At 36.6% G+C, this 23,050-nt stretch carries 17 protein-coding genes; 13 read left to right on the forward strand and 4 right to left on the reverse strand.

The features are described 5' to 3' along the window. The first annotated feature begins 47 nt into the window (after nucleotides 1-47). The 3 genes from B0M43_RS15705 to B0M43_RS15715 all read left to right on the forward strand — a co-directional run bounded on the left by B0M43_RS15705 (nucleotide 48) and on the right by B0M43_RS15715 (nucleotide 3,702). Nucleotides 48-1,031 (forward strand): TlpA disulfide reductase family protein, encoded by a 984-nt coding sequence (locus B0M43_RS15705; RefSeq protein WP_078007396.1) that lies wholly within the window; start codon nucleotides 48-50, stop codon nucleotides 1,029-1,031. Between the two features lie 49 nt (nucleotides 1,032-1,080). After that, on the forward strand, nucleotides 1,081-2,574 hold the full coding sequence (locus B0M43_RS15710) for an aminotransferase class V-fold PLP-dependent enzyme (RefSeq protein ID WP_078007600.1): 1,494 nt from the start codon (nucleotides 1,081-1,083) through the stop codon (nucleotides 2,572-2,574). A 684-nt stretch (nucleotides 2,575-3,258) separates the two neighbouring features. Next, entirely contained in the window at nucleotides 3,259-3,702 is a 444-nt protein-coding gene (locus B0M43_RS15715) for a VOC family protein (RefSeq protein ID WP_078007395.1), read from the forward strand. Between the two features lie 157 nt (nucleotides 3,703-3,859). Here B0M43_RS15715 and B0M43_RS15720 read toward each other — a convergent pair whose 3' ends face one another. Further along, a complete protein-coding gene (locus B0M43_RS15720; RefSeq protein WP_078007394.1) occupies nucleotides 3,860-6,541 on the reverse strand; it encodes a T9SS type A sorting domain-containing protein in 2,682 nt (893 codons plus the stop codon). 360 nt (nucleotides 6,542-6,901) lie between these two features. On the opposite strand from B0M43_RS15720, the gene B0M43_RS15725 reads away from it, so the two are divergent. The 9 genes from B0M43_RS15725 to B0M43_RS24650 all read left to right on the forward strand — a co-directional run bounded on the left by B0M43_RS15725 (nucleotide 6,902) and on the right by B0M43_RS24650 (nucleotide 18,268). Next, nucleotides 6,902-7,735, forward strand: coding sequence for a universal stress protein (locus tag B0M43_RS15725; protein ID WP_078007393.1), 834 nt, complete (start codon nucleotides 6,902-6,904; stop codon nucleotides 7,733-7,735). A 77-nt stretch (nucleotides 7,736-7,812) separates the two neighbouring features. Continuing rightward, complete coding sequence (locus B0M43_RS15730; RefSeq protein WP_078007392.1) at nucleotides 7,813-8,862, forward strand: 3-oxoacyl-ACP synthase III family protein; 1,050 nt, start codon at nucleotides 7,813-7,815, stop codon at nucleotides 8,860-8,862. Between the two features lie 56 nt (nucleotides 8,863-8,918). Next, nucleotides 8,919-10,013 (forward strand): sensor histidine kinase, encoded by a 1,095-nt coding sequence (locus B0M43_RS15735; protein WP_078007391.1) that lies wholly within the window; start codon nucleotides 8,919-8,921, stop codon nucleotides 10,011-10,013. Nucleotides 10,014-10,017: 4 nt separating this feature from the next. Next, a complete protein-coding gene (locus B0M43_RS15740) occupies nucleotides 10,018-10,773 on the forward strand; it encodes a LytTR family DNA-binding domain-containing protein (protein WP_078007390.1) in 756 nt (251 codons plus the stop codon). A gap of 172 nt (nucleotides 10,774-10,945) precedes the next feature. Next, the gene (locus tag B0M43_RS15745; protein WP_078007389.1) at nucleotides 10,946-12,022 is read left to right on the forward strand and encodes an adenylate/guanylate cyclase domain-containing protein; all 1,077 of its coding nucleotides are present in this window, start codon (nucleotides 10,946-10,948) and stop codon (nucleotides 12,020-12,022) included. 160 nt (nucleotides 12,023-12,182) lie between these two features. Continuing rightward, a complete protein-coding gene (locus B0M43_RS15750) occupies nucleotides 12,183-13,316 on the forward strand; it encodes an efflux RND transporter periplasmic adaptor subunit (protein WP_078007388.1) in 1,134 nt (377 codons plus the stop codon). A gap of 31 nt (nucleotides 13,317-13,347) precedes the next feature. Then, nucleotides 13,348-16,503 carry an efflux RND transporter permease subunit gene (locus B0M43_RS15755; protein WP_078007387.1) on the forward strand — a complete coding sequence of 1,052 codons (3,156 nt, stop codon included), beginning with the start codon at nucleotides 13,348-13,350 and terminating at the stop codon, nucleotides 16,501-16,503. Then, complete coding sequence (locus B0M43_RS15760; protein WP_078007386.1) at nucleotides 16,503-17,912, forward strand: efflux transporter outer membrane subunit; 1,410 nt, start codon at nucleotides 16,503-16,505, stop codon at nucleotides 17,910-17,912. Before B0M43_RS15755 ends, B0M43_RS15760 begins: the two co-directional genes overlap by 1 nt. 194 nt (nucleotides 17,913-18,106) lie before the next feature. After that, nucleotides 18,107-18,268 carry a hypothetical protein gene (locus B0M43_RS24650; RefSeq protein ID WP_165606671.1) on the forward strand — a complete coding sequence of 54 codons (162 nt, stop codon included), beginning with the start codon at nucleotides 18,107-18,109 and terminating at the stop codon, nucleotides 18,266-18,268. A 353-nt stretch (nucleotides 18,269-18,621) separates the two neighbouring features. Here the strand turns inward: B0M43_RS24650 and B0M43_RS15765 are convergent, their stop codons facing one another. Further along, complete coding sequence (locus B0M43_RS15765) at nucleotides 18,622-19,212, reverse strand: hypothetical protein (protein WP_065449807.1); 591 nt, start codon at nucleotides 19,210-19,212, stop codon at nucleotides 18,622-18,624. A gap of 269 nt (nucleotides 19,213-19,481) precedes the next feature. Between B0M43_RS15765 and B0M43_RS15770 the strand changes: the two genes are divergently transcribed. Then, the gene (locus B0M43_RS15770) at nucleotides 19,482-20,060 is read left to right on the forward strand and encodes a GrpB family protein (RefSeq protein WP_123921804.1); all 579 of its coding nucleotides are present in this window, start codon (nucleotides 19,482-19,484) and stop codon (nucleotides 20,058-20,060) included. Between the two features lie 30 nt (nucleotides 20,061-20,090). Here B0M43_RS15770 and B0M43_RS15775 read toward each other — a convergent pair whose 3' ends face one another. Beyond that, a complete protein-coding gene (locus B0M43_RS15775) occupies nucleotides 20,091-21,488 on the reverse strand; it encodes a S41 family peptidase (RefSeq protein WP_168199949.1) in 1,398 nt (465 codons plus the stop codon). A gap of 98 nt (nucleotides 21,489-21,586) precedes the next feature. Beyond that, nucleotides 21,587-23,023 carry a serine hydrolase domain-containing protein gene (locus B0M43_RS15780; protein ID WP_078007383.1) on the reverse strand — a complete coding sequence of 479 codons (1,437 nt, stop codon included), beginning with the start codon at nucleotides 23,021-23,023 and terminating at the stop codon, nucleotides 21,587-21,589. Nucleotides 23,024-23,050: the final 27 nt, after the last annotated feature.

Consider the following 23,050-nt stretch of genomic DNA (forward strand, 5'->3'; position numbering starts at 1 on the left):
ATTCTGGTCCGGGAATTTATATGTCCAATTTTTAAAAAACAAACCCAATGAAAAAAATAGTAGCATTTTTGGCTTTATGCCTTTGCGCAACAACAACTCAGGCACAAGAGGCAAATGTGCAGCTAAAAGGAACAGTTGTCGATACTGTGGCTCAATATGTATACCTGCAAAAGTTTCACAACAAGATGTTTACCACCATAGATTCGGTAAAAGTTACCGACGGAAAATTCAGTTTTAAAACGAAAGTAAAACTTCCTGAATTGTACGGATTAAGCCTAAATACAGCCGATAGTCCATTGTATATATTCCTTGAAAAATCGCCTATTACAGTAAAATTAAGCCCTGTTAAATATTACAGCACATCGGTTGTAGAAGGTTCTGCGTCTCAGGATTTATTTAATAATTACAGAAAAACGGAGAATGTTGATATAAGTAAATTTATCACAGAACATCCTGGTTCTCTGGTTTCTGCATATGTGTTGTACCGAAATTGGTCTTATAGACTGAGTCCGGAAGAAATCACAAAAAACATTTCGCTTCTGGATAAAAGTCAGCAAAATTCCACTTACGTGAAAGAACTTCAGGAACTTGTAAAAGTGCTTAACGGATTACAGGTCGGAAAAAAAGCACCTGATTTTGTGTCTCAGGATCCAGAAGGAAAATCCATTCGTTTTTCAGAAAACCTTAAAGGATATACATTGGTAGATTTCTGGGCTTCATGGTGCGGACCTTGCCGAAGAGAAAATCCAAATATTGTAGCAGCTTACAAAGAATATCACGATAAAGGTTTTAATATCATCGGAATTTCATTAGACAAAAAGAAAGAAAACTGGGTAAAAGGAATTCAAGACGATCACTTAGACTGGCTGCATGTATCTGATTTATTATTCTGGAATAGTGCTATCGCTAAATTGTACGGCGTAAGAGCCATTCCTGCTAATTATTTAGTCGATTCAAAAGGGATTATTGTCGCGAGAAACCTTCACGGAGACGAACTGCAAACCACGCTTAAATCGCTTTTGAATAAATAGTTAGGAATACAATAAGCAGTAAACAAGTTAATTTAAAAATGAAATGGAAATGAATGTTATTGAGAAAACGAAACCAAGTCAGTTAGAGCGTTATTTTTCTAAGTTTAGAGGAAATACAATAGGAGTAAAACACACTTTCGAGTCGGCATATGGCACTCAAAACTTATTATATGCAGACTGGGTGGCCAGCGGAAGATTATACCTGCCCATTGAAGATATTATGCTCAATAAAATAGGCCCAATGATTGCCAATACGCACTCTTTCTCCAGCGAAACGGGTAAAACGTCGACTTATGCCTACAATCATGCCAGACAATTAATCAAAAAGCATGTTAATGCTAACGAATCTGATGTTTTGGTGACAACCGGAACCGGAATGACAGCCGCGTTATCAAAATTACAGCGTTTTATAGGATTGCGTAATGCGCATAACAGAGTAAATAATGAGCCGAATAAATCTGATAAACCTGTCGTTTTTATCACCCATATGGAGCATCATTCTAATCAGGTTTCGTGGTATGAAACAAATGCCGATGTTGTGGTTGTACCTCCCGACGAGAATAATTTGACAGATCCCAAAATACTGGCTGAATTACTTAAAAAATATGCCGACAGAACGCTGAAAATTGGTTCGTTTACAGCTGCCTCAAATGTTACAGGTATCATTACACCTTATCATGAACTGGCCAAAGTGATGCATGAAAACAACGGATTCTGCTTTGTCGATTTTGCCGCCGCAGCACCATATGTGCAAATCGATATGCACCCAAAAGATCCCAAAGAACAGTTGGACGCTATCTTTTTTTCTCCTCATAAATTCTTAGGCGGTCCCGGAACCTGTGGTGTTTTGGTTTTTAATGAAAAGCTGTATAAAAGTGACGTTCCTGATAATCCGGGAGGAGGAAATGTAAAGATCACCAATCCTTGGGGAATATATCATTACAGCGATTCGATAGAAGTCAAGGAAGATGGCGGAACTCCGGGTTTTCTTCAAGTCATGAGAGCTGCTTTGGCCTTGAAACTAAAACACCAAATGGCCGTCGAAAACATAAAAAACAGAGAAAAAGAATTGCTTAATCTCTGTTACAGCGAGTTTCAAAAGATTCCCGGTTTGTCTATTCTTGGAGATCTAAAAACAGAAAGAATAGGATGTGTTTCCTTTTTAATAGAAGACATTCACTATAATTTAATCGTACGACTTTTAAATGATCGCTTTGGCGTTCAGGTTCGTGGTGGCTGGTCCTGCGCAAGTACATATGCCCATTATTTATTCAATATCAATGAGGCACAATCCAACAAGATAACCGAAGATCTTCTTCAGAAAAACCAAACCAATAAACCGGGATGGGTACGTTTGTCTTTGCATCCCATCATGACCAATGAGGAAGTTTTATTTATTTCCGATGCCATTCAGCAAGTAGTTTTACACCATAAAGAGTGGCAAAAAGACTATCAGTACAATACGGCGACTAATGAATATGAAAGTATTATAAAAGAAGAAACGATAGAAAACGAGGTAAAAGAATGGTTTTGGCTGGAGTAAATTTTCTTAATAAAAGTAAAACTTTTTTTTAGGAGCTAATCCCGCTCCAGAAGCCTGAAAGGGCTAACTGGCGATGCAATTCGTTACAAACGAAGTTCACTGAAATCCGAAATAAAATAAAAAGTAAGTGAAGTAGTCGTTTGGGCCTCCCGATAACTATCGGTCAATTTCATTAAGCTAAGGAAAATTCAATGGAACAATTTGTTAAGGATAATATCTTATCGCTTTGTTTTTGTTCCATCGGAACATTTCGTAGGTAGCCCAATAAATAAGGCGTTTTTTCACGTTCCTTAGGAATGTTTGATTTTATAAATAATAATTGGTAAAAACATATACAGATTACAGATACAATTTCTCAAACGTCCCAATGGGACGATGTTTCTCACGATGTGTTTTTTTTCTACCGATGAGGTGTTCCGATGGAACACAATCGATAATCTTTGTCGATCTGCTGATGTGATATACTTCGTATGTTAGCTATCGCTCGGATCTCCCTTCGTTCGAGATGACAAACGTTGCGATAGCTCCAGCGGAGCGTAATATTTATAGCCAATCAGAATGTAGTTTTCAATAGCTCCAGCGGAGCGACATATTATCGAATATATCTTAAATATGTTGGGATAAAATTTCTAAGTAAACAACCAACAATTTTTAAAAAACATATTTACATCAAAAAAAATAACAATGAATAATATAATAGGATTTCATCATTTTGCGATCAAGGCACAGGATTTTGAAAGAACCATACAATTTTACAAAACCCTTAATTTTGAAGTGGTACACGATTGGAGTTTGCCGGAATTTAATTTAGAAAAGTGTGTAATGCTAAAGAACAAAGCATTTGATTCTTATATAGAAATATGCGACAGTAATGCCAGTTTCCCTACTCAGGGCCGTAAAAGAAAACAAGGAGATCCGTATGTCGAAAATTCGCTACTGCACATTTGTTTTACAGTTTTGGATGCCAACAAAGCATATGATGAAGCAATCAAAAATGGCGCAAAACCATTATCAGTAAAAGAAACTTTAGATCTAAAAAATCGCAGAAAAACGGTAACTGTTAGCAATAGTCTGGTTTATAGCCCGAATGGAGAAGTAATTGAATTTCTGGAATCTGTGGTATTTTAAAACATGAATTGCACGAACTAAGCTTAGGCATAATTATAAAAAGTAAACACGAATTCACGAATTGACACTAATTTTAAATGTTTAAACTTAGTTGTGAAATTATTCCACAAACCAATTAGTGCTAATTCGTGCAATTCGTGTTTAAATTAAATAAAACTTATTTTTTGATAAATTTAAAGTTTTGAACTTTGTTTCCGGCGGTTGAAACTTTTATCATATAAATACCTCTGGCAAGATGATGTACTGGTATTTCAGAACTGATCATATCTTCAGCTACGGTCGTAGTTTTCCAAATTTCTTTGCCCACTAAGTCGTACATAGAAATGGCAACAGGTCCATTAATCGCATGATCAAATTTTATTTGGAATGTATTCGTTGCCGGATTAGGAAAAACATAGTTCGTCGCAGCATTTCCCCAGTTGTAATTAGGCGTACTTAAAACCGGTCCCTGATAAATTGCATACAATGCAGCATCGGCCTGAGGAAGCTGAACGCTCAGTGTGCCTTGCGTTGAACTTATCGTACCGGAGTACAATTCTTTTACAGTATAATTTCCTGAACCTAAACCTAAACGACTTAAACTAACATTGTTCGTAGTAGGAGTATTACTGTAGTTAAAAACAGCTACATAAGTTACATCATTATAATTAGCAGAGAAAATATTGGCAGCATTGTAACCTGTATTGCCATCGGCAGGAATAAAGTGCATATCAGCGCGGGCAACATTCATAACATCATTATTTTGCAGAAGAAGCTGCGATCTGGCTTTCCACGGACCAGTAGCAGAAAAATCATCACCGCTTGTAATAGTGCCTGTTACCACACTGCTTAATAGTCTGGCACGATTCTCTCCAATAGTTGCATTTCCAAATACCACATGATCAGCATCTAAATAATCGTAGATTTTGTTTTGCCACCAGCCATAAGTAGTACTGTTAAGCGTATAATCAGTATCGCTTATACTAGTGTAAGCATCGCAGGCAATACGGCGAACATGTACAAACGGACCTGTTGCCAAATTTGGCGATATGGCAGCCTGAACAAGCATTTTTCCATCAATTTCATCGACCAAAAATTTCATTCCTTCCTGATATGCTTCCATACCGGTATGCAGCTGATTATTAGCAAAACCATCAGCTTCGATGCTGGCATGAGTCAAAAAGTCGATTTTTATCATTTCAAATCCGGCTGCTTTAAAGCGGTTCATAAAATAGTGTATTCTCGCTTTGGTTCCCGGACTTGTAGGATCCATGGCATAAGCGCCGTCTAATTCAAGCGGACTTCCGTTGACCATTGTCCAACACTGATTATAAGTGTATGAACTTCCTTCGACAGGACGATTGTACTTGCCCCAGTCTACAAACGGTGCCCAATAAATACCGGCTTTAAATCCTTTATTTTTTGCATAAGTAACAAATTGTGCCAATTCAGCATCCGACATGTTATCCCAATACGAATCAAGATCAATAAATAATGTATTGTCTTCGGTTTTAAAAGCCGGGCAATCATCGTGAAAAAAGTCTACAACAGCTTTTGCTTTAGTAAGATTAATATTCGACTGTATAGCGCCCCAACTGTTCCAGCCAATAGGTTTTGGTGCTGTCCAGTCAAAAATATATTTAGGTTGCAGGGCAGCATTCGCTTGTGCAAATTCCTCAAGACCGGTGCGCCAGTCATCAGTAGCATTTAACAATACTTTTGGCGAAGCACAACTTGTTTGTCCCACATTTACCCAGCCATGGCCCCGTTTGTCTCTTGTGATGTCATCTTTTGTCCATCCTGCAATAACTGAAACATAGGCCGATGATGCCCCGCCACCGCTTACGGCAATACCTGTTTTCCATTTAGTATGTTCAAGAGAACCAATAACCAAACCTTTACGATTCGTATTATTATAAATATTAGTCACCTCCGAAGCAGTAAAATCGGCTGAATTAAGCGGATAAGCATTGTAACGAATCCACGCATCATTGTCGTAAGGAACAAATAAAGCTCGGGTGTCGCCGCTGCCAAAATTAGGCGTTACCTGATAACTGGTTAATGGTGACATTTTATAAGAGTTAGAACCGTTTCCGGTCAGTACTACTTGCACGGCAACATAATTTTTATTGTTATAAGCATAAAAAACCTGCTGCATTCCCAAAGTATAATTACCGCTTAAAGTAAAAATATGCTTGGTTCCGCTGCCAATATTATCTGTAAATGCTTCTGAGGTATACGTTGCCGTAGCATAATTACCACTCAAATACTGCTGATCGCTAAAAGCATACGCGGATGCGTTGGTAATTACTGTAGCCCCATTAAATTTCACATTGTAGGTTTTGGTGCCTAGGTTATAAACGATAGTATTGTTTGTTCCAAAGGAAATTGTTTGTGTGGAAGAAGAACCAATTGGAGTTAAAACAAACTTGTCTAAATTAGGGGCCCATGAACTGGTGTTGTCCCAAAGAAGTGAAGTGCTACCGCTATTGAGGTATACACTTAGGTTTTTTGAAGCTGCTGTACTCCATCCGCCACTTGGTTCGCACGGAATCGAAATAGTGGTGGCAGAACCCGCAGTCAGCCTAATCGTGCGCGGATCGCCTGTGCAGTAAAACAATTGCAGATTGTACCAGCCTGCTGTAGCAACGGTAACATTGACAGATACGCTGCTATTCCCACCTAAATTACCGACTATTTTTCCTGAGCAGGAATCACAATTTTGTATGTCGGCACTATTAGTGCGCGTACCATTTTCGAATTCATACGTTTGAGCTGAACTTGCAATTGTGGTAATAAAAAGCAGCATTGTAATCAGCTTTCTGAAAGATAATTTTGGTTTTGTAATTTTTTCTTGCATAATAATATATTAAAATTAGTTAAAATGCAGTACTATACTATACTGTACTACAATGATAAGGAAAATATTGATATAACGTTAAATAATAACTGATTTAATTGTTTTAGACTGTCATAGTTGTGGTTTTAGTAGTCTGGATGTTCTTATTTTCGTAAAAAAAGAATTGTGATTTTCGAATTCAACAATAATTTGGGGGAGGGACAAAACAGCATTTAAGTAATAAAATAATAATTAAGGTTTAAATTTCGGAAGCCAAAAAATACGTTTTGGAAGTAGATAATGACGCTACAGTATTATTTATTAAATCCCCAAAAGTTTATTTGAGCACTTTTACCAGATTAATTGCTTAATTGATATTTTATGAATTTACATCCCACTATTATAGCAGCAACAAATTTTTCGGCTATAGCCAATAATGCTGTTACATACGCTGCCGGACTAGCAAAAAGCGCTAATGCCAGTCTTATTCTTTTTAACTCTTTTCAGTTAGACATTCATAGTGCCAATTCTCACATTAGCGCAGAAGCAATGCAGAAACAACTAGACAAGGCATCCGAAAGACTAAAAACTTTAGGTAGAGACATTGCCGGTGCTTTTAATATTGAAGTTAGTTGCTTTTGCAGTTATTCATTTTTAGAAGATGAACTTTCGTCGTTAATAGAGCTTCATAATGCCGAACTGGTTGTTATGGGCATGGCGGAACGCTCTTTCGAACAAGAACTTATGGGCAATTCGACAACATCAGTAATTAAGAATTTAAATACGCCTGTATTGGCTGTTCCTCTACATGCCCGCTTTCAAAACATAAAAAAAATACTCTATGCCTGCGACACTTTAAGTTTTTCGTCTATCAAAAGATTCAGTTGGTTAAGAAGCATTGTGGGAAATCTGGGAGCAGAAGTAGAATTTTTTAGTGTAGATGCAAAATTAGATGATCTTAAGCAGGAACAAGACCGATTATTATTGAGTTCTACTCTCGAAGAAGAGTTTCAACAGGTAAAATACCTCTATAAAACTGTTAAATCGAATGCGGTAATAAATGAGATTAAGAAAGAAATTAACATTTATAATGCCGATATACTAGTAATGGTGCCACAAAAGTATGGTTTTTGGGATTCTTTAGTACATAAAAGCAAAACTAGAATTATGGCAGCAGGTTTAGACATACCGCTCTTGTCTTTTCCAAATTTCTGACGTTATTTTGCAGTCTGCTTTTTCTCCCAAAAAAAACCAGCAAAAGAAAAGATTCAAAATAACAAAAACAAATAAAAATGAAGGCAACAATTACAGCTATAGGAGGTTTTGTACCCAACTCTATATTAAGTAATGAGATGATTTCAAGAATGGTTGACACAACTGAAGACTGGATAATAAAAAGAACTGGAATAAAAGAGCGAAGATTGGCTACAGATGAAAATCTGGCAACATCAGATCTTGCTAGTGCAGCAATCGAGAATTTATTAGATACTTATGAAATAGATCGTCTGGAAATTGATGGTTTAGTATTGGCAACTGCAACGCCGGATCATCTTTTAACTCCTACAGCGAGTAAAGTATGCGAACTAAGCGGATTTACAAATGCGTTTGGATTTGATTTAAACGGTGCCTGCAGCGGTTTCCTATACGCATTAGAAATGGCGACGACCATGATCGAAAGCGGACGTTACAAAAAAGTGGTTGTAGTAGGAGCCGATACCATGAGTTCTATTGTAGATTATGAAGACCGTAATACTTGTATTCTTTTTGGAGACGGAGCAGGAGCCGTTCTCTTAGAAAAAACAGATTTAGAGTACGGAATGATGAAAAGCATCCTGCGTACAGACGGAAGCGGTACATCTGCACTTTTAGTACCAGCAGGAGGCTCAAAAGTACCTGCAACGATGCAAAGTATCATTCACAGAGAACATTTTATCAAACAGGAAGGTTCCTATGTATTCAAAAAAGCAGTTGAGTCCATGTCAAACGTTTCTAAGGAGACTCTTGCCAGTAATGACTTAACAGTAGAAGATATTGACTGGGTGGTGCCGCATCAGGCTAATCTGAGAATTATAAAATCAGTAAGCGAACATTTGAATATTGGTATCGAGAAAGTAAAAGTAAATATCGATAAATACGGGAATACCACTTCAGCTACTATTCCGCTATGCCTTTGGGATTTTAAAGACGATTTTAAAGAAGGTCAGAACATCCTGATTACTACTTTTGGAGCCGGATTTTCATGGGGAGCAACCTGTATAAAATGGGGAGTGATGAGAGCGCTAAAGGCGGTAGAATCATCAACAGTTGGAAAAATATTAAAACAAGATTTGATGTGTCAATAGAAAAACGGTTCAAGTTTTTATTTATTATAATGCATCTATTATCAGTATATTAGTCTATGGATGCAAACGTGCAAAATAAAACAGGAGGGAAGAACTTTTTCTATAAATATTACAGGATTATTGTAATACCCGTTGTTTTTTTTCTCTATTTATCATCATATTATTTTTTGAATCCCTATCAGGATTTTGAACAAAATACTTTACTGGTTTTAGACTGGACAGTTGATATCTTTATCATTCTGGTGTATTGCGCCGTCCTGACAGAATTAAGTCTTTTTGTAGGCCGAAGTCTTAATTATTGGATCAGCTGGGAGCAAAAGCCTATTTTCAGGGCCTTTGCGCAATTTATATGTCTTATTGCAGGGAATATTCTTTTAAATTATTCCTTTTCGTATTTATGGCAGTTTTTTTATTCCTGGACCCCCTTAAAAGAAAGTGAATTAGTACAAATATGGCAGTCAAATTTAATGGCTGCTATATTGTCTCTCTTTATCAGTTTCATTCATACCAGTATCTTTTTGCTGAACCGCTGGCGTGTGACTTCTGAAGAAGCAGCCGAGCTAAAAATTAAAGCTTCTGAATTGCAGGAAGCTGTTACCAGATCTGAGTTAGAATCATTAAAACTACAGCTCGATCCTCATTTTATCTTTAATAATTTCAGTACACTTACAGAGCTAATTCACGAAGACCAGCAATCTGCTGCATCTTTTCTGGAAAATATTACGCGCGTGTATCGCTATATGATTTCGAATCTCGATAAAGATACTATTACGGTAAGAGAGGAAATAGAATTTTTAAATGCTTATTTTTATTTGTTAAAAAAACGTTTGGGTGACAAAGTAGAGTTAAAACTGCAAATAGATATGTCGTGTTTAGATCTTCATTTGCCGCCCTTAACGCTGCAATTATTAGTCGAAAATGCTGTAAAACATAACAGTGCAACAATAGCAAATCCGCTTATCATTGCTATTTATTCTGATGTTGGAGATCTTGTAGTGCGCAATAATTTGCAGGCAACATCAGGCAAAAACTTTATTTCGACCGGAGTAGGAAATAAAAACATCGAGTTTAGATATAAAATTTTGTTTGACAGAATGCCTGTTTTTTCAGAATCTAATGGGTTTTATTGTGTGCGTCTGCCCTTAATTTAATACTATGAAAATTTTAATTATAGAAGATGAAAGTATCAATGCCAATCGTCTTAAAAGATTGTTGGAAGAATTAGAGCCGGATTGCGAAATCCTGGAAATAATAGATACAGTTCAGGGTGCTATAACATGGCTGAACACGAATGAGATGCCCGATTTAATCACCATGGATATTCGTTTGGCAGATGGTATTAGTTTTTCAATTTTTGAAGAAGTAAAAATAACTTGTCCCATCATATTTACAACCGCTTATGATGAATATGCTGTACGCGCATTTAAGGTAAACAGTATCGATTATTTGATGAAACCGATCGAAAAAACCGAACTCGGACAGGCATTGAAAAAATTTAAATCGGTATCAAAAGTTAAAAATAATACCGAGGATATTGGTGCAATTTTGAAAGGATTCCTGAACAAACCTTCTTTTAGATTACGTTTTTTGGTTACCTATCGCGATGGTTACAAAAGCATTGATGTAGCCGATATTGATTTTGTGTATTCAGAGTTTAAAACCTCGCATCTTTTCCTTAAAAACGGCACAATAATACCCATTCCGCAAACTATGGAAGAATTAGAGGAAGAACTTGATCCCGATGTTTTTTTTCGGGCCAACAGACAATTCTTTATTCGTGCCGAAAGCATCAAATCGATCGCCAATTATTTTAATGCCAAGCTCAAAATTCAGCTTAAAGCAGATCCTGAGCGTGAAGTAATCATCAGCAGGGAAAAAGCACCTTTTTTCAAGCAGTGGATGGATCGCTAAATATAATTTTCAAAACTTCATTTTAGGCGGTATAACTTACTATTCGGTTCGTTTAATCACCGTTTGGGTAATACTTTCCTGTATTTACGTTTACTCTCGTTTTAATTTTGCTGCATATTATTTCGAACCAAAAGGATCTTTTTTGGTTTGAGTTGCATCAAAATTATCTTTAATGAAATACTCCCTAAAAACATTTTTAAAATTTAAAGAATACCTGCAGATTATAGCACTTTGGATTGCTGCTTTCTTGTTTTATGTCTTCATGACGTACAGCATGATCGATGACACTTTTTTTATTACCAATAAAATTGGTGTAAAAGATTTTTTACTGTCAGAAATAACAGGAGCTTTAACGGTAGGGATTTTTATGGGAACCATTCTTTTTCTTTTGCAGGAATTGGTTTATCCCAGGTTTTTTCATAATTACGGGATATTGCTCACTACATTACTTCGAAGTCTTTTATTTCTGGTAGTTTGTTTTCTTGGTCTTTTGATCGTGCTCGAACTCAACAAAGTGCATTACATCAGGATTAATAATTGGTTTGCACTTCAGGTTAATACAAAGTGGATGCTTTGCTTTACAGCCTACTGTTTAATTGTTCATATTTTTATTACCCTTTTACAAGCCTTTAGCCGCAGGTTAGGAAGTCATTATTTTAAGAATCTTTTACGCGGTAATTACATGATTCCTGTTATAGAATACCGGGTTTTTATGTTTTTGGATATGTGTTCTTCAGCCACAGTTGCAGAAGAAGTGGGCCATTACAACTACAGTCTTTTATTGCAGGAATGCTTTACAGATTTATCAGAAATATTAGTAGAGTATAATGCCGAAGTTTACCAATATGTAGGCGACGAAGCCGTGCTTACCTGGAAAGTAAAAGAAGGTTTTAAAAGACAGCAATGTATAGAATTATATGAGGCTTTTGTAGTTAGATTACTAGAAAAAAAAGAGTTGTATCAGCGTAAATTTGGTTTAGTTCCAAGGTTCAAAGCTTCTATTAATGAAGGTCTTGTAACCGTTGCCGAAATTGGACAAATCAAAACCGAAATTGCCTATCACGGAGATGTTCTCAGCACTGCAGCCCGTGTTCGTGATTTATGCAACGATTATAAAACCAATCTTCTGATCACGCAGTCCTTTTTCGAACAATTAACTTCTTTTGATCAGGATAATTTTATAGCCATCGAAACCACCATTTTGCGCGGAAAAAAAAGACCTGTCACGATCTATAAATCTTTCGATTAAAACTCGCTCCCTGCGCGCTCAGCATGCCATTTTTCTCGGTTGTATTATTGTTCGTTTCAGTGTCAAATAAATACGGTTGGGTAAAGTTACACTCATTCAAGAGGCTTTTGGGTTGTTATTTTGTCATCAAATCCTATGTATTCATTAAAAGTGAAATAAAATGACAAAACAATTTTTTCAAAATAATAAAACACTCAGCAAAATGGTCGTTTTATTGATTATCATTAGCTTTTCTTCATGTGGTAAAAGCGGACAGGAAGGTGTAGCGCCTCCAAAACCTGAAGTAGATTTTTTTCAGGCTAAATCGATCACAGGCGAAATAGAAAAAAAATATCCGGGTATTATCGAAGGTACCGTAAATGTTGACATAAAAGCGCAGGTTTCAGGTTATCTGGAAGCTATTTATGTCAAAGAAGGAGATTATGTTACCAAAGGACAATCGCTGTTTAAAATCAAAGCAGATGTTTATGCAGAGCAGGTAAATAACAGCCGTGCAGCTTACAAAAGTGCTTTGGCCAACCTTGCCAATGCCAAGCTGGAAATCGAAAAAATCAAACCGCTTGTTGAGGCAAAAGTATATTCGGATATGCAGCTCAAAACTGCACAGGCCAATTATGATGCGGCATCAGCACAGGCAGCACAGGCAAAAGCAGCATTGGGATCTTCACAGCTTAACGCTGATTTTTCTTTGATAAAAGCACCGGTAAGCGGCTACATCAGCAGGATTCCAAATCGTATTGGTAATCTTGTTACGCCAACGGATACCGTTCCTCTTACCATTCTTTCGGAAATAAATAACGTTTTTGTTTATTTCTCTTTAAGTGAAGCAGATTATCTGGAATTTTCTAAAGATGCAAAATCCAATCAAACCGTAAGTTTAATTCTGGCTGATGGCAGTGGATACGAGCATCAGGGAAAACTGGAAGTAGCCAGTGGTAATGTCGACCGTACAACAGGAAGTATTGCTTTAAAAGCTGTTTTTTCAAATCCTAAAAAGCAATTGCGTTCAGGAGGTTCTGCCAGAGTAGTGCTTAATAGCAGTCTGACTTCTGTCATTACGGTTCCAATGGCGAGTGTAAAGGATATTCAGGATAAATTCTTTGTTTATGTTCTAAAAGAAGGTAACAAAGTAGCCATGGTTCCCGTAGAAATTGGCGGTAGTGCCGGTACGGATTATTTTGTAAAAAGCGGAGTAAAATCGGGTGATAAGATTGCATTAAACGGTATAGATCTGCTTTATGATGGTGTCGAAGTAGTGCCAAAAACAGCAGCGAAAGCGGTTAGCAACAAGTAATTTTTTGGTTTTAATATAAATAACATTTTCCATGTTAAAAAAAATAATAGACAGGCCTGTATTGGCTACAGTTATCTCCATTGTATTGGTGATATTAGGTATCATAGGTCTTACAAGATTATCGGTAACCAGATTTCCTGATATTTCGCCGCCAACCGTAATGGTAAGTGGTTCGTATCCCGGAGGAAATAGTGAAACCGTTATACGTTCTGTGGTAACGCCGCTTGAAGAACAAATTAATGGAGTAGAGAACATGCAGTACATCAAATCTACTGCAAGTAACGACGGATCTTTTTCGATCAGCGTGATTTTTAAACAAGGTGTCGATCCGGATCAGGCTGCTGTAAACGTACAAAACAGAGTGCAGCAGGCAACGCCAAAACTACCTCAGGAAGTAATCAGAATGGGACTTACAACCTCAAAGCAGCAAAATAGTATGATTGTTATTTTTAACCTTTATACAGACGATAACAAAAAATACGACGAATTGTTCCTGCAGAATTATGCTAACATCAATCTGGTGCCTCAAATAAAGCGTGTTCCGGGAGTAGGGCAAGTGCAAATTTTTGGACAAAAAGATTATTCAATGCGAGTTTGGCTGGATCCGCGCAAAATGGCCAATGCAGGTTTGGTACCTTCAGATGTAACACGCGCTATTGCTGATCAAAGTTTAGAGTCGGCTCCGGGAAAATTGGGAGAAGAATCAAAAGCAGCACTAGAATACGTTATTCGATATAAAGGAAAGAAAAACAAACCCGAGCAATATGAAAATATCGTCGTTAAAACTGATGGAAATAATATCCTAAGGCTGAAAGATGTAGCGCGGGTAGAATTTGGTTCCATATCCTATAGTGGTGACAACAAATCGAATTCTAAGAATGCCGTTACAATGGCAATTTTACAAACATCAGGCTCAAATGCCAACGATATCGAGATTGGTATCAATAAGGAAGTAGAAAGATTATCGAAATCTTTTCCTCCGGGTATTAAGTATGTCAATGTAATGAGTACCAAAGAAAGACTGGACGAAGCGACAGGACAAGTAAAATCGACCCTGCTAGAAGCTTTTATTCTGGTTTTTATAGTCGTTTTTATCTTCCTTCAGGACATTCGATCTACAATTATTCCGGCTATTGCGGTTCCGGTTGCGATTGTAGGAACCTTTTTCTTCCTGTTGGTATTTGGATTTACGATCAACATCCTGACGCTTTTTGCATTGGTTCTGGCCATTGGTATTGTCGTCGATGATGCAATTGTGGTCGTCGAAGCCGTGCACAGTAAAATGGAGGAAGATTCAAGTCTTTCGGCCAAAGAAGCGACGCATAGCGCAATGGCAGAGATTACAGGAGCCGTTGTTTCAATCACACTGGTAATGTCTGCAGTATTTATACCAATTGGTTTCATGACCGGATCCTCAGGGATTTTCTACAAGCAGTTTGCTTATACACTGGCAATTGCTATTATTATTTCGGCAGTAAATGCATTGACACTTACTCCGGCATTGTGCGCCCTTTTATTAAAAAACAGTCATAGCGGCAAACATGAAGGAGAAGGACATAAAAATGGATTTAAAGAACGTTTTTTTGTTGGATTCAATTCAGGTTTCAACAACCTAACGGGTAAATATATCAAGGGAGTTCGTTTTCTTATTGGCAGAAAATGGCTGGCAGGAGGACTAGTTTTAGGAATAAGCGCGATCGCGATTATAATGATGATGAGTACTCCAAAAAGTTTTGTACCAATGGAAGATGACGGCTTTATGCTTTACAGTTTATCCATGCCGCCGGGTACAGCTTTAGATCGTACTACAGAAGTGGTAGAGAAAATGGAAAAAGAACTAGAAACTATTGAGGCGATTGATGTTAATACCAGTATTACAGGTTTTAATATTTTGAGCAACAGTGCCAGTACGGCTTACGGATTGGGATTTATAAAATTAAAACCTAAAAAAGAAAGAGGAGCCGTTAAGGACATCGATGAAATTTTGAATATGGTCAATGGCAAATTGTCTGTCATTAAAGAAGGTCAGATAATGGTATTAAGAATGCCTCCTGTAGAAGGATTTGGTGTAACCAGTGGTGCCGAAATAGTACTTCAGGACAGGACAGCGCGTGATCCGGCGACACTAAAAGCCATGGCTGATAAAGTAATTGGACAGATCATGCAGCAGCCCGGAGTACAATATGCCTACACAACTTTTAGAGCAGATTATCCGCAGCTTGAATTGGAGGTTGATGAAGAAAAAGCAAGTCAAATGGGCGTGAATATTCGTGAAATGTTAGGCAATATCCAGACTTATTTTGCCGGAGATCAATCGGCAGATTTTTCAAGATTTGGAAAATTTTACAGAGTGAATGTCAAAGCAGATGGAATTTTCAGAACAGATCAGGATGCATTCAACGAAATATTTGTTCGAAATGCCAAAATGGAAATGGTGCCTGTAAAATCCCTTGTCAAATTGCGTAAAGTGTACGGTCCGGAATCCGTAAACCGTTACAATCTTTACAATTCGGTGAATATTACGGCTGTTGCATTACCGGGATTCAGTAACGGACAAATTATGGGGAATCTTGAAAAGGTTCTGGATAAACTTCCGTCTGATTACAGTTACGAATGGACAGGATTAAGTCTTGAAGAAAAAGCCGGAGGAAACCAAACCATTGCCATTTTTGGATTATGCCTGTTGTTTGTTTTCTTTTTACTGGCAGCACAATACGAAAGTTATTTATTGCCACTTGCTGTATTACTTTCTATTCCAACCGGAATTTTGGGCGCTTTTGCAGGAGTAAAAGCAGTAGGACTGGACAATAATATTTACGTTCAGGTCGGGTTAATCATGCTGGTCGGACTTTTGGCCAAAAATGCCATTCTTATTGTAGAGTTTGCCCTTCAGAGACGTTACGCAGGCTTGTCTATAGCAGAAGCAGCGATAGAAGGAGCAAGGTCAAGATTACGACCTATTATCATGACATCCCTTGCCTTTATTGTAGGTATGATTCCGTTGATGTTTGCTTCAGGAGGAACAGCAGTAGGAAACAGGTCTATTAGTGTAAGTGCTGCTATCGGGATGTTTAGCGGAGTGGTTTTGGGAGTTTTTGTAATTCCGTTACTTTTCATCCTCTTTCAGTATTTACAGGAAAAATTATCCGGTAAAAAGATTGTAATTCAAACTATAAAAGAAGAATAATGAGCGTACTATATAAAATTGGAGTTTCTTTATTTGCAGGCGTTTTATTGACATCCTGCGTAGTAGGGAAAAAATATTCCCGAACAGATTTAAATGCGCCTGAAAAATATCGTGAAGCTATAACAGTAACCGGAGATACTATTTTGCATCCCTGGAAAAGTTACTATAAAGATCCTATGCTAGTTGGTTTAATCGAAAAAGCTCTCGTTAAAAACAACGAGGTGCTGATCGCCATGAAAAGTATGGAACAGCTTGATCTTACTTACAAACAGGCCAAATTATCCTTATTGCCAACACTTGATTTTGATGCTGGAGCAAGCCGAAGTTATCAGTCTAAAAATTCGCTTAACGGTTCTTTGAGCGCACAATTTACCAGTAAAGATTATCTGGATGATTACAGTGCCAATCTTAGATTATCATGGGAAGCCGATATTTGGGGAAAAGCGGCCATGCAAAAGAGAGATGCCAAAGCGGGTTATTTTGCCCAAAAAGAAAATCTTTCGGCGTTGAAAACGAGAATTATCGTTCAGGTGGCGCAGTCTTATTATAATCTTTTAGGACTGGATGAGCAGCTTAAAATTGCGCAGAAAAACATTGATTTGAGTAATAGTACTTTGAGCATGATGCAAATGCAGTACAATTCGGGATTGATTAGTTCTTTGGCACTTTATCAAACGGAAGCTCAGAAAAAAACAGCAGAATTGTTGGTTCCTTTAGCAGAGGCAAATATAGCGGTTCAGGAAAATGCATTGCAAATTTTGTGTGGTGAATATCCTGACAGCATTACACGTTCAGGAAATCTGGATGTTGCAGAACTTAATGTCGTTTTACCTTCTGGGGTTCCGGCATCACTTTTAAGCCGAAGACCGGATGTTAAAGCGGCTGAGTACGCCGTTATGTCTGCCAATGCTAAAACGGGACTTGCAAAAGCCACGATGTATCCAACATTGAGTTTGAGCCCTTCAATTGGGATTAATTCTTTTGAATTTGATACCTGGTTTAATTTTCCGGGATCGGTAACCAAAACCATAGCGGCCAATTTGGTACAGCCCATTTTCAAAAAACGTCAATTAAGAACAGCGTACGAAATTGCAGTTCTGGAACAGGAAAAAGCAGTCGTTCAGTTCAAACAATCGTTTATTACAGCGGTAGGAGAAGTTTCTAATGCCATGTCTCAACTAAAAAATGCTGATAAACGAATGGAATTGGCGACCGACAAGTCGGTTTCGTTAGACAAAGCAACAAATGATGCTAATTTATTGTACAAAAGCGGAATGGCGACTTATCTCGAGGTTATTGTAGCGCAAAATAGTGCCTTGCAAAATGATCTTGATGTTGTGGCAATAAAACTGGAAAAACTAAATGCAGCTATAAATTTATATCGTTCTCTTGGAGGCGGTGTAGAATAAACGGGAATGTAAATAATTCATCATCTGTACAAATTATTGTATGGGTGGTGAATTTTTCGGTTTTAGAGTTTTTAGAAAAAGTAAAGCTGTTTTTTGATTTTTAATTTAAATAGCACAAATAATCAGATAGTACAAAACCATTCCTTCAAAGAATTCGTAGATGTAGTTATAAATGGTTAATATTTAATGCAATAATGGAAGAAAAATACCAAAAGATGATGGATGAGGAAAACGAAAGATTAAATGAAAGAATAGCAATAATCGAGCGTCATCACAAGAGAGTAAAACTCCATTTACTTAGCGCAGCAGTGATTATTATAGGAGTTACCATTTATTTTTGCTTTATCTTAGAATAGTTATTTTAATTTCCAACGCCGTGATGACATTGGAAATTAATACAACAGCATATTTTTAGGTATTCTTCGTTTTTATTCTTCATATAAAATAATAGTAGCTTTATAGCCGGTTCCCACATTCTATTTATTTGCTTTTTGTTCCATGGGAACATCTCATCGGTAGCCCAATAAATGCAGCATTTTTTTACGTTCCGTAGGAACGTTTGATTTAATCGCAAAAATACACATTATAGTACAAACACAATTTATCAAACGTCCCTATGGGACGATCTTCGCACGATGCATTCTTTTTTCTACCGATGAGATGTTCCGAGGGAACAAATTATTTTTGACATATTGGTTATTGCTAATATTTATTCTTTATATAAAATAATAGTAGCTTTATAGCCGGTTCCCACATTCCATTGGCTTGCCTGAATCACAGCACCTTTATCATCATAAACCTGAAATTCAGCTGTATTGGGAGAGGCCGAACCTTCGTTTAACGCTTCAAAATCAATTTTGTTGATTCCTTTTACCAAATTTATTTTAAAACCCTGAAAATCGCCATTTAAGCTTACCTCGGTTTCAATAACTTTATCGTTAAGATATACCCTGATTTTATCTCCATCTACAAATGCAGCATCGCGATAACGAATGGTCGAAGTCGATGTATTGGTTACAAAACCTCCTAAATATTCATTTCTTCTGTAAAAAATACCTTCTACATTGGCTTCGGGTTTGTACAGCGTATTATTTTTATAAAGATCCTCCGGATTAATTTTTAAAACGGTTGATTCTTTTAAGGGCGGCGGATCGTTTGGCGGAGTCTCCGTTGGCGGCAAAGGTTCTTTTATGTCAGAATTTTTAGCCGGAATTGGTTTGTATTTATCTTTCACTTCCTTTTGCGAATAACCTTGGAAAGAAATGCCTAATATAGCGACCAAAAACAATATTTTTTTCATAAATCTTAATATATTAATAAGTATATACAAGTTAATCATTAAAATTAAATCGATCAACTCTTTTTATTAAAACATTCAATTAACACATTTATTGCCTTTGGAATGTATTATTTATGAGGCGGAATCTTTATTTTTTTAACAGATAAATTGGTTTTAGATGTCGAATTGTTTTGTTGGCGGCACATTCATTTTCAGTTTTTACTAAAAAAAGAATTGTATTTTTGCGCCCCTGTATTTTTACACAAAACCAAATAAATCAAGCCAATATCATGTCTAAACGTATTAATGAACTCTCGAAAGAAGAGATAGCAAAGTTATTTCCTGTTGAATTATCTGCTTACGATTCAAACTGGATTGAAATTTATAAAGAAGAAGAAAAACAGATTAAGAATGCCTTGCATGAGATTTTAATTAGAATTGAGCATTTTGGAAGTACCTCTATCCCAAACTTAACGGCTAAGGATACAATTGATATTTTAGTAGAAATCCCAGAGGACCAAAGTTTAAACGATTCGATCATTGAACGCATGAAGACTATTTCGTACGATTTTATGTGGCAAACAGATGGTGAACCTCCTTATATGGTCTTCGTAAAAGGATATAATACTACAGGAATAAAAGAACAGACGTTTCATATTCATATGGGACCTGGCCATCACAAATTATGGGACAGGATTTTCTTTAGGGATTATCTGGTTGAATATCCTGAAATTGCAAAACAATATGAAACATTAAAACTGGCTTTGGCACAAGAATTTAAATACGATCGCGTAGGATACAGGATTGCCAAAACTGATTTTGTGATTAAAATTACTGAAGAAGCCAAAAAGTATTATCTCGCTAAATAAGCTGTTGTTTCCTGTTGAAAAACTATGTTTTTATTTTTCCAAAAGAAAAACTTTCTCCAGTGCTTTATCTGTAAAATTATTGCTGCTGTAAAAAGTGTCATAAAAAGAAACAGGGTCTTTGGGATAATGCATATCATGCTTTACAGGAATACCAAGACCTTCATAAGTTATATTCTTATTGTCAGAATAGATTTCATTAGATAAACTGAATTCCCAGCCATTAGGAAGTTCTTTCCATAGTAATTCTGAAAAGATTCCTGCTGTCGAAGATCCAATACGGATAATCTCAGGATAGCTTAAAGTTCCCAATGCAAATATTTCTGCTGCGCTGGCGGTTTTATGGCTTGTTAAAACGTATACTTTTTTGAGATAGTTATCTTGTGCCGGAACTAAACTGTACGTTTGACTAGGTGAAAAACCATCGTGCGTTTTTGCCTTGACAGAAAGGATATCTTTTTTTTGAGTAACAAAATGACGAAGTAATTGTAGCGCAACGGTTTCATAACCGCCACCATTAAAACGAAGGTCAATGATAACAGATTGTGTGTTTTTAAAATCGTCAAGAATGATTTTTATTATTTTTTCTACACCTTTTAGTTCATCATCAAATAGTTTCAATGGCACTTTTGTATCACGTATTGCATTGTATTTTGGGCTAAAATCTTTTGAATCCGTTTCGGGATTAGGAACATAATCAGCAAAGTTATTCATATCTGTAATAACAATATAACCGGTTTTGCTTTGTTTTAAAATGCCCCACTGTACAACACCATTATTATAGGATTTTGTTGTTTCGATATATTTTTGCTGTATATCTTTGATGACTTCTGCCTTTGATTTTAAAGACCGAACAGGCTTTTGAACCGACTTATTTATTTTTGAATTTAAGGCTTTTGGGATTTCAAGCCTTATATGTCCATCATTAATTTTCAGAACGATTTCTTTAAGAACAAAGGCGAATTCCTGTTCTGTTTTAAGCTTTCTGATTTTGGGTATATACTCGTTATAAATTTGCTGCCAGCTGATATTTCGTTCCTTAAAAAAGGCGTAATTATCCTTAAAAGTGAGCCAGAAAATCTTAAAGTTTTTTTCGAAAGAAGTATCTTTAACTTGTTGGATAGAACAAATTTCAGGAAGGGAATTGATTCTTTTAAAGGAATAATTTACGATACCACCAGGATTTAAAACTAATAGACTGTCTGATGCGGAAACAACCGAAAATCTTCCGGCGAAGTTACCTTCTGCAAGTACTTTGCAATTGATGTCGTTGATATTATAATAGTGATAAACACTGTCTTTTAGCGCTAAAATACGATCGTAACCCTGCTGTTGCCAAAAACTATTTTTACTGATCTGAATTTGTTGTGAGAATGAATAAATAGTGCAAAACAGCGTACACAATACTAATTTTTTTTTGAAACAGATCATAGCTTTTTTAATTTGTATTGAGTATTCATACAATTGTTTTTTTTTTTTTTTTTGAAAATTCAACATTCCAGTAAGATGTCGTTAAACTGTTGCTGGAATCAGTGTTTTTTGAGTTTATCCAGAATATAATTCCAATGCGGATTTTGAGGATCCAGTTCGCGGGCTTTTTCAAAATAAATAATCGCCATTTTCTTTTTTTTGGTTCGCTTGTAAATTTCTCCCAAACTTTCATTAGCAAGAACAGCATTAGGGTATTCCTTTACGTTGAGTTCATACAATTTGACAGCCTGTTTTGTTTTGCCGGATCTTCGTAATTCACCTGCTAAATAATTCAGTTGATTTTCATTAAAAAACAATTCGGGATTTTTGGCTGTTTTTAGTTGATGGTATAATGCAATTGCAGCATCAATTCCTTTGGATTGAACCGTTTGTCGAAGCGTGTCTAATAATTGCCAGTGATATTGATACGGCTCTATTTTATGTCTCGAATCCAGAATGTACCTGCCAATATCTGATACTGAATTATTAGAGTTGGATAAAACTACTACACCAATTTTATTTTTATTATCGATGCCTAAAAATGTGCAGTATCCCGGCATTCCGCCATCTTTAAAAAGTATATTTTGTCCGTTGTTATTGTCAAGAGTCCAGCCCATTGTGGTGTAAGTATCGTTTCCGTCTTTTTTTGCCTGCAGGACATGAGTGAGTTCCATTGCAGGAAACAAAGCTGTCTTAATTAAGCCCATATTTTCCTCTGCAAAGGTAAGAAGGTCATTAACGTTAGATCGCAATGCTCCGCCGGCTTCTATGGCACCTAATTCTGTAAGTCCAACACTTGTACCGGTTTCTGCATGCCCTATGGCTAAATTTTCTTTTTGCTTAGCTGTTAATGAGATAACGGTGTTATTAAGATGCAAAGGCTTGCAAATTTCGTCTGTCATGAGGGTCTCAAAATTTTTTTGCGCAACCAAAGTCAGTACAGTGCCCAATACTCCATAACCCACATTCGAATATTGCCATTTTGAATCAATATCAAAAGAAGGTTCAAAATGCGCTACATATTCATATAATTGATTTACACCATAGTCAATATAAGGTTCGTCCAGATTTTTTGGATCTGTATTGTATGGAAAACGCGGCATTCCGGATCGATGCGTTGATAAGCTGAGCAGCGAAATTTCTTTTCCTTTCCGTATAGGAGTTTTTATATTTACAGGCAGAAATTTTGATATAGGATCATGAACATTAAGCTGCTGTTTTAAACTCATATCTGCCAATAGCAACGAAGTGAATACTTTTGTAATGGAACCTATTTCATAGAGGGTATTACCATCAGGCAATCTGGAATCGTGATCACTTAATTGGCCTTCTGCAATTATTTGCCTGCCATTAGCATCAACAATCCCTACAATAATACTTTTGCTTCTTTTATTGGTAACTTCTTGTTTTATAATTGCTTTGATACTATCTACTGGTATTTGACCAAAGGTGAAAGGAGCGAAGGTTAAGAAGATTATTATAGTATATTTTTTCATTGTAATGTGAGTCAGTTAAGACAGCTG

It is taken from the genome of Flavobacterium sp. KBS0721 (assembly GCF_002007065.3).
In the GTDB taxonomy this organism is placed as follows: Bacteria; Bacteroidota; Bacteroidia; order Flavobacteriales; family Flavobacteriaceae; genus Flavobacterium; species Flavobacterium piscis.